The sequence below is a fragment of the Pseudomonas machongensis genome, from assembly GCF_034961125.1.
Classification (GTDB): Bacteria; Pseudomonadota; Gammaproteobacteria; order Pseudomonadales; family Pseudomonadaceae; genus Aquipseudomonas; species Aquipseudomonas machongensis.
Genome location: NZ_JAYFUI010000147.1, coordinates 1 through 6922 on the forward strand (window position 1 = coordinate 1; position 6922 = coordinate 6922).

Below are 6922 nucleotides of genomic sequence, written 5' to 3' on the forward strand. Positions count from 1 at the left end.
GTCTTCCAGGAAGAGGGCTGTACCGCCTCGCAACTGCTCGCCGGCAGCGGCATAGGCCCGGCAGACCTGGGCCATCCCGATGCGCGCATCACCACCCAGCAAGAGCTGCAGGTGTGTGCCAATGCAGTCGCCCGACGCGAGGAGATCGGCCTGGAGCTGGGGCGGCGGATGCATGTGTCGTGCTACGGCATGCTCGGTTACGCCTTGCTCTCGAGTGCCACTTTGGGTGACGCCCTGCGCCTGGCGCTGCGTTATCCGGCACTGCTGGGAACAATCTTCCAGTTGCGCCTGGTCGACGATGGCCAGCGTGTCTGGCTGAGCGCCAGCGATTATCGCGAGGGGCCGGCATTGGCAGCGTTCAATGCCGAATTCTGCCTGGTCTCGCTGAAAGTCATCTGCGACGACCTGCTCGGCCGGCCGCTACCCTTGCTGGCCGCACGCTTCGAACACGCACGCCCTGCCTACCATCTGCTCTACGCCGGTGCATTCCCCTGCCCGACGGGCTTCGAATCGCGAGACAACGCCTTTGCCTTCGAACGGCGCTGGCTCGATATGCCACTGCCCCTGGCCGACCCCATCACCCACAAAGCCATGGCCGAACGCTGCAGGCGCCTGAACCTGGAGTTCACTGGCCGCCAGGCCTGGCTGGGGCGCATTCGCCAGCTGCTGATGCAGCAGCTCGATGCGGCGCCTGGGCTCGAGGGCCTGGCGCGGCAGATGAACTGCTCGTCGCGCACCTTGCGGCGACACTTGCAGGCGTTGGGCAGCAGTTATCAACAGCTGCTCGATGAGCTGCGCTTCGAACGGGCCAAACAGTTGCTCGCCGAAGACCAGATGCCGATCTACCGGATCGCCGAAACCCTGGGATTCAGCGAGACGGCAAGCTTCCGACACGCGTTCCAGCGCTGGAGTGGCGTGGCGCCCAGCCATTTTCGGGGGTAGTCGGCACCCGTCCAGCCGCGGGGCAATAGGCCGGAAATATCCCCAAACCACCCGATACGGCCATCGCCAGTGGCCATATCGATCCCCTTTTGGCCGTTTGCAACGTTCTCTCCACCTGGCCCGCCCACCACAATGGACCCACGCCAGTCACCTTCGGAGAACAACAAATGCTGACGATATATTCCGATGACCATCGCCTGCACCACGGCCGCTGCGAGCTGATCGACGGCAAGCTGATGCCGTGTTTCGAGATGCCCTCGCGCGCTGACCATGTGCTCGCCCGCGTCCAGCACCGCGACATCGGCCCGATCCAGGGCCCGACCGACTTCGGCCGCGCGCCGCTGTTGCGCATCCACAGCGCCGCCTATCTGGACTTCTTCGAAGGCGCCTGGGCGCGCTGGGCGGCCATGAACCAGGAGGGCGACCTGCTGCCCTTCACCTGGCCAGCACGCACCCTGCGCCAGATCAAACCCACCGGCCTGCACGGCGAACTGGGCTACTACAGCTTCGACGGTGGCGCGCCGATCACCGCCGGTACCTGGCAGGCCGCCTACAGCGCAGCGCAAGTCGCACTGACCGGGCAGGCCGCGATCCAGAATGGCGCCCATGCCGCCTTTGCCCTGTGCCGTCCGCCAGGGCACCACGCTGCCGCCGAAGTGATGGGCGGCTACTGCTACCTGAACAACGCCGCCGTCGCTGCCCAGGCCTTCCTCGACCAAGGCCGGCGCAAGGTCGCGATCCTCGATGTCGACTACCACCACGGCAACGGCACCCAGGACATCTTCTACGACCGTAACGACGTGTTCTTCGCCTCGATCCACGGCGACCCGACCGACGAGTTCCCGTTCTTCCTCGGCTATGCCGACGAAACCGGCGAGGGCGCAGGCGAGGGCTGCAACGTCAACTATCCTCTGCCGGCAGGTAGCGACTGGGCCACCTGGAGTGCCGCCCTCGAAGATGCCTGCCAACGCATTGCCGCCTTCGACGCCGATGTGCTGGTGATCTCGCTCGGCGTAGACACCTTCAAGGACGATCCGATCTCCCAGTTCAAGCTCGACAGCCCGGACTACCTGGAGATGGGCAAGCGCATCGCCGAACTCGGCAAGCCGACCCTGTTCGTGATGGAAGGTGGTTATGCCGTCGAGGAAATCGGCATCAATGCGGTCAATGTGCTGGAAGGGTTCCAGCGCGCTCAGCCAGGAGCCTGATCATGCGTCCATTCAAGCGTCTGCTAGCCCCGCTCGTTGCTGCCGGCCTGCTGGCTGGTGGCCTTCAGGCCCATGCCGAACAACGCACCCTGCGGGTGTACAACTGGTTCGACTACATCACTCCACAGACGCTGGTCGACTTCCAGAAGGATGCCCAGGTCAAACTGATCTACGACATCTTCGACACCAACGAAGCACTGGAAGCCAAGCTGCTGACCGGCAACTCCGGCTATGACGTGGTAGTGCCCTCCAACGTGTTCCTCGCCAAGCAGATCGAAGCCGGGGTCTTCCAACCTCTGGACCGCAGCAAGCTGCCGAACTGGCAGCATCTGGACCCAACGCTGATGAAGCTGATCGAGGCCAACGATCCGGGCAACAAGTTCGCCGTGCCCTACATGTACGGCACCATCCTGATCGGCTTCAACCCGGCCAAAGTGAAGGCCGCGCTGGGTGACAACGCACCGGTGGACAGCTGGGACCTGATCTTCAAGGAAGAGAACATCGCCAAACTCAAGCAGTGCGGCGTGGCGCTGCTTGATTCACCGTCGGAAATCCTGCCGCTGGCCCTGCAGTACCTAGGCCTGTCACCCAACAGCGACAAGCCTGAGGACTACAAGAAGGCCGAGGCGCTGCTGATGAAGATCCGCCCGCACGTCACCTACTTCCATTCCTCGAAATACATGGCCGATATCGCCAACGGCGACATCTGCGTGGCAGTGGGCTACTCGGGCAGCTTCTCGCAGGCCGCCAACCGTGCGCGCGAAGCCAAGAATGGTGTAGTGGTGGACATGCGCCTGCCCAAGGAAGGCGCGCCGATCTGGTTCGACATGCTGGCCATTCCGAAAAATGCAGCGAACCCGGACGACGCCCACACCTTCATCAACTACCTGCTGCGCCCCGAGGTGATCGCGCCGATCAGCGACTTCGTCGGCTACCCCAACCCTAACAAGGACGCGACCGAAAAGGTCAGCCCACAGATTCGCAACAACCCGAACCTGTACCCGACGGCTGAGGCGATGACCACGCTGTATACCCTCAAGCCGCTGAGCAAAGAAGCCGAACGGGCACGAACCCGGGCCTGGACGCGGATCAAGTCCGGTACCTGAGTCGCCTGCTTCGCGGGCAAGCCCGCTCCTACAGGTTCTTTGTAGGAGCGGCGGTGCGGCGGTCCGACTTGCCCGCGAAACAGACAACGCGATCCAACGCCTTATCGCCAAGCCCGGCGCAATCGCATCAACGCCCCGGCAATCTCCTCCTCGGGCACCGCAGCGAAACCCAGCACCAGCCCTGCCCGCTTATCCACAGGCACCTCGCTGTCTTCCAGCCAGTAAGCACTCAGCGGGTGCACTTCCACTCCCACCGCCTCTGCCTTGGCCACCAGCGCTTGCTCCCGCGCGAAGTTATCCACATCCACTTTCACCTGCAGCCCCGCCGCCACTTCCGGCATCGCGCCCAGCCCCGGGACATCCAGCGGCCAGCCGGCCTTGAGCACATTGCGCCGCGCCAGCGCCGCCCGACGCATGCGGCGTATATGCCGCTGGAAGTGCCCCTGAGCCATGAATTGCGCCATCACGCACTGCGTCCCGACTTCGGAATGCCGCACCGCCAGTGCACGCGCCTGGCTGAAGGCCTGCACCAGTCGCGGCGGCAGTACCAGGTAACCCAGGCGCAACGCGGGGAAGGCGATCTTGCCGAAGGTGCCGACGTAGATCACCCGCTGCTGGCGATCCAGCGCTGCAAGGGGGGCCAGCGGTGGGCCGCTGTAGCGGTATTCGCCGTCGTAGTCGTCCTCGATGATCCAGCCATCCTGGCGTTCGGCCCAGGCCAGCAACGACAAGCGTCGCGCCAGGCTCATGGTGACGCCGGTCGGGTATTGGTGCGCAGGCGTCACGTAGGCCAGGCGACAGTCGCGCAACTGGGCGAGCTGCTCGCACACCAGCCCTTCCTCGTCTATCGCCACACCGCGCACCTTCGCTCCGGCCAGGGCAAAGGCATGCCCGGCGGCGCGATAGCCCGGGTTTTCCACAGCCACCTCCTCGCCCGGTTGCAGCAGCAGCTGTGCACAAAGGCTGATGGCCTGCTGTGCACCACTGGTGATCACAATTTGTTCAGCGGTGCACGAAAGCCCTCGCGAGCGACGCATGTAGGCCGCAATCAGTTCGCGCAGCACAGGCTCCCCGGCCGGGTCGCCGTAACCGAGCAGCGCAGGATCGGGATCACGCCAGAAACCCGCTTGCAGCTTGGCCCAGACGTCGAACGGGAACAGATCGAACGCGGGAATACCGACCCGAAAAGCCCTCGGAGCCCCGGCTCTAGGCGGTGAAAGATGGTGCGATTTCAAGCGCTCCAAGGGTGCGCTGGAGCGCGTTGAACTGGATAAATCCTCAGTGTCATCGGGCAGAAATGTGGATAACTCTGTTGATAACCCCTGGGATAACCTTGTTGATAACTGTGTGGACAGTTTTGGCAGCCGACTCACGTAGGTGCCATCCCCGACTCGGCTTTCGATGAAGCCTTCTGCGTACAACTGGTCATAGGCACGCACCACGCTGTTGCGCGACAGCGCCAGCACCGAAGCCAGGTCACGAGTGGCCGGCAGCCGCGTGCCACTGCTCAGCCGGCCGTCCAGCACCCGCGCGCGCAATGCCTGGTAGAGCTGCTGGCTGAGGCCACGGCGGCGGTCCAGCACAATGCCGGCGGGGTCGAAAGGCAAAACGAGAGGACGCTCACTCATGACATTGGACCTGTCAAAACAGCGGTAAATGGCTCTTACACAGAACCAATAGCCTGCCTAGGATGAAGTCATCAAACAAGGACTTCGCCATGTACAACGCCAAGCCTCATCAGGAACACGATCTCCAACGTCTGCACCAGCAGATGCTGCAGACGCGCCTTGCCACGCTGGTCAGCCACGGAGAGCACGGCCTGCTGGCGACCCACCTGCCAGTGCTGCTGGACACCCGCGAAGGCGAGTTCGGTACGGTATACGGCCACCTGGCCCGCGCCAACCACCAGTGGCAGGACCTGGAGCGAGGCGGTGAAGCCCTGCTGGTTTTCCAGGGCGCCGATGCCTACGTGAGCCCCGGCTACTACCCGAGCAAGCTGGAGAATCCAAAGGTGGTGCCCACGTGGAACTATGTGGCGGTGCATGCCCACGGGCCGGTCGAGGTCATCCATGACCCGGCGCCCCTGCTGGAGATCGTCAGCCGCCTGACCGACCTGCATGAACAAGGCCGCGCCACCCCCTGGAAGGTCGCCGACGCCCCCGCCGACTACATCGACGGCATGCTCCGCGCCATCGTCGGCATCCGCCTGCCCATCACCCGCATCCAGGGCGCCCGCAAGCTCAGCCAGAACCGCAGCGCCGACGATGTCCAAGGCGTGCGCGAAGGCCTGGCCAACAGCCCCGATCCACTCGACAACCAACTCGCGACGCAGATGCGTTCGCTTTGAAGGAAACCACCATGTCCAACGTCACCTTGCGCCCGGTCACTCTCGAAGACCACGCCGCCTGGCTGCCCCTGTGGCAGGCCTACCTGCGCTTCTACCAGACCACCCTCGCCGAAGAGGTCACGGCCAATACCTGGCAGCGCCTGCTCGACCCCAGCGAACCCACCCACTCGGCCCTTGCCTGGGTCGATGGCAAGGCGGTGGGGATGGTCAACTACATCTATCATCGTTCCAACTGGAGCATCGAGAACTCCTGCTACCTGCAAGACCTCTACGTCGACGGCGAGCAGCGCGGCCTGGGTATCGGCCGCCAGCTGATCGAACACGTCTACGCCACCGCCAAGACCGCTGGCTGCATCAAGGTGCACTGGCTGACCCACGAGACCAACGCCACGGCCATCAGTCTGTACGAGCAGGTCGCCGAGCGCCCGGGCTTCATTCAATTTCGCAAAGCACTGTAGGCCGATCATGACCCTGAACTGGACACCCGCTGCGACACCGGACGCCTCCCCCCTCGATGGCCGCTTCATCCGCCTGGAGAAACTCGACCCGGCGCGCCATGGCGACGACCTGTGGGAAGTCCTGCAAGGCCCGGGATCGGACCCGGTGCTGTGGAACTACCTGCCCTATGGCCCGTTCGCCGAACGCGCCGACTTCGACCGCTGGCTGCAAGGCAACGCAGCGGGCCGCGATCCGCTGTTCTATAGCGTCATCGACAAACACAACGGGCAGGTGCAGGGCATCCTCAGCTACATGTCGATCGTCCCCGAGCAGGGACGTTTCGAAATCGGCCACATCGCCTTTGGCGCGGCCATGCAGCGCACGCCCAAAGGCACCGAGGCGGTCTACCTGTTGAGCAAGCTCGGCTTCGAGCTGGGCAACCGACGCCTGGAGTGGAAATGCAACGACGCCAATACCCGCTCCAAGCGCGCGGCGCTGCGCTTCGGCTTTGTCTTCGAAGGCGTGTTCCGCCAGCACATGGTGGTGAAGGACCAGAACCGCGACACCGCCTGGTATTCGATCACCGACAAGGAGTGGCCGGCGGTGGCGGCGGGGTTCGAGCGCTGGTTGAGCGTGGAGAACCAGCGGCCTGAAGGTCAGGTGAAAACCCTGGAAGCGTGTCGCCTGGCCTGACGCAATCGCGGGGCAAGTCGGAGCGCCGAACCGCCGCTTGTGTCTTGATAGGGGATTAGAATCTGGAGTGAGAGCGGTGAATGGCAAGCTGAATGCCGCGTGTGCCTTGAGCACGAGTGGGAGCACAAGCTGCCATTCACCGTTCCACTTTGGCGAGAGCCCGAACAGTTGGATGCGGCCTTGATCTC

Annotated in this window: 7 protein-coding genes; 6 read left to right on the plus strand and 1 reads right to left on the minus strand. The window is 63.9% G+C overall.

Going from position 1 to position 6922, the window contains the following annotated elements:
• The 3 genes from VA602_RS14670 to VA602_RS14680 all read left to right on the plus strand — a co-directional run.
• Positions 1–942, plus strand: a 942-nt coding sequence (locus tag VA602_RS14670; protein ID WP_323453574.1) for an AraC family transcriptional regulator, incomplete at its 5' end; no start/stop codon positions are given.
• Between the two features lie 167 nt (positions 943–1109).
• Positions 1110–2150 carry a histone deacetylase family protein gene (locus VA602_RS14675; protein ID WP_323453575.1) on the plus strand — a complete coding sequence of 347 codons (1041 nt, stop codon included), beginning with the start codon at positions 1110–1112 and terminating at the stop codon, positions 2148–2150.
• 2 nt (positions 2151–2152) lie between these two features.
• Positions 2153–3256 (plus strand): polyamine ABC transporter substrate-binding protein, encoded by a 1104-nt coding sequence (locus tag VA602_RS14680; RefSeq protein ID WP_323453576.1) that lies wholly within the window; start codon positions 2153–2155, stop codon positions 3254–3256.
• A gap of 101 nt (positions 3257–3357) precedes the next feature.
• Here VA602_RS14680 and pdxR read toward each other — a convergent pair whose 3' ends face one another.
• Positions 3358–4884, minus strand: coding sequence for a MocR-like pyridoxine biosynthesis transcription factor PdxR (gene pdxR / locus VA602_RS14685; protein WP_323453577.1), 1527 nt, complete (start codon positions 4882–4884; stop codon positions 3358–3360).
• Positions 4885–4973: 89 nt separating this feature from the next.
• On the opposite strand from pdxR, the gene VA602_RS14690 reads away from it, so the two are divergent.
• Genes VA602_RS14690 through VA602_RS14700 form a run of 3 tightly spaced genes read left to right on the plus strand, consistent with a single transcriptional unit; the run spans position 4974 to position 6734 of the window.
• The gene (locus VA602_RS14690; RefSeq protein WP_323453578.1) at positions 4974–5603 is read left to right on the plus strand and encodes an FMN-binding negative transcriptional regulator; all 630 of its coding nucleotides are present in this window, start codon (positions 4974–4976) and stop codon (positions 5601–5603) included.
• 11 nt (positions 5604–5614) lie between these two features.
• Positions 5615–6061, plus strand: a complete 447-nt coding sequence (locus VA602_RS14695) for a GNAT family N-acetyltransferase (protein ID WP_323453579.1) — start codon at positions 5615–5617, stop codon at positions 6059–6061.
• A gap of 7 nt (positions 6062–6068) precedes the next feature.
• Positions 6069–6734, plus strand: coding sequence for a GNAT family N-acetyltransferase (locus tag VA602_RS14700; RefSeq protein ID WP_323453580.1), 666 nt, complete (start codon positions 6069–6071; stop codon positions 6732–6734).
• The last annotated feature ends 188 nt before the right edge of the window (positions 6735–6922 follow it).

Bases quoted from the DNA above. Each gene is read 5' to 3' on its own strand.
- VA602_RS14680 (WP_323453576.1), top strand. From the start codon at position 2,153: ATGCGTCCATTCAAGCGTCTGCTAGCCCCGCTCGTTGCTGCCGGCCTG.
- VA602_RS14700 (WP_323453580.1), top strand. From the start codon at position 6,069: ATGACCCTGAACTGGACACCCGCTGCGACACCGGACGCCTCCCCCCTC.
- VA602_RS14675 (WP_323453575.1), top strand. From the start codon at position 1,110: ATGCTGACGATATATTCCGATGACCATCGCCTGCACCACGGCCGCTGC.
- VA602_RS14690 (WP_323453578.1), top strand. From the start codon at position 4,974: ATGTACAACGCCAAGCCTCATCAGGAACACGATCTCCAACGTCTGCAC.
- pdxR (WP_323453577.1), bottom strand. From the start codon at position 4,884: ATGAGTGAGCGTCCTCTCGTTTTGCCTTTCGACCCCGCCGGCATTGTG.
- VA602_RS14695 (WP_323453579.1), top strand. From the start codon at position 5,615: ATGTCCAACGTCACCTTGCGCCCGGTCACTCTCGAAGACCACGCCGCC.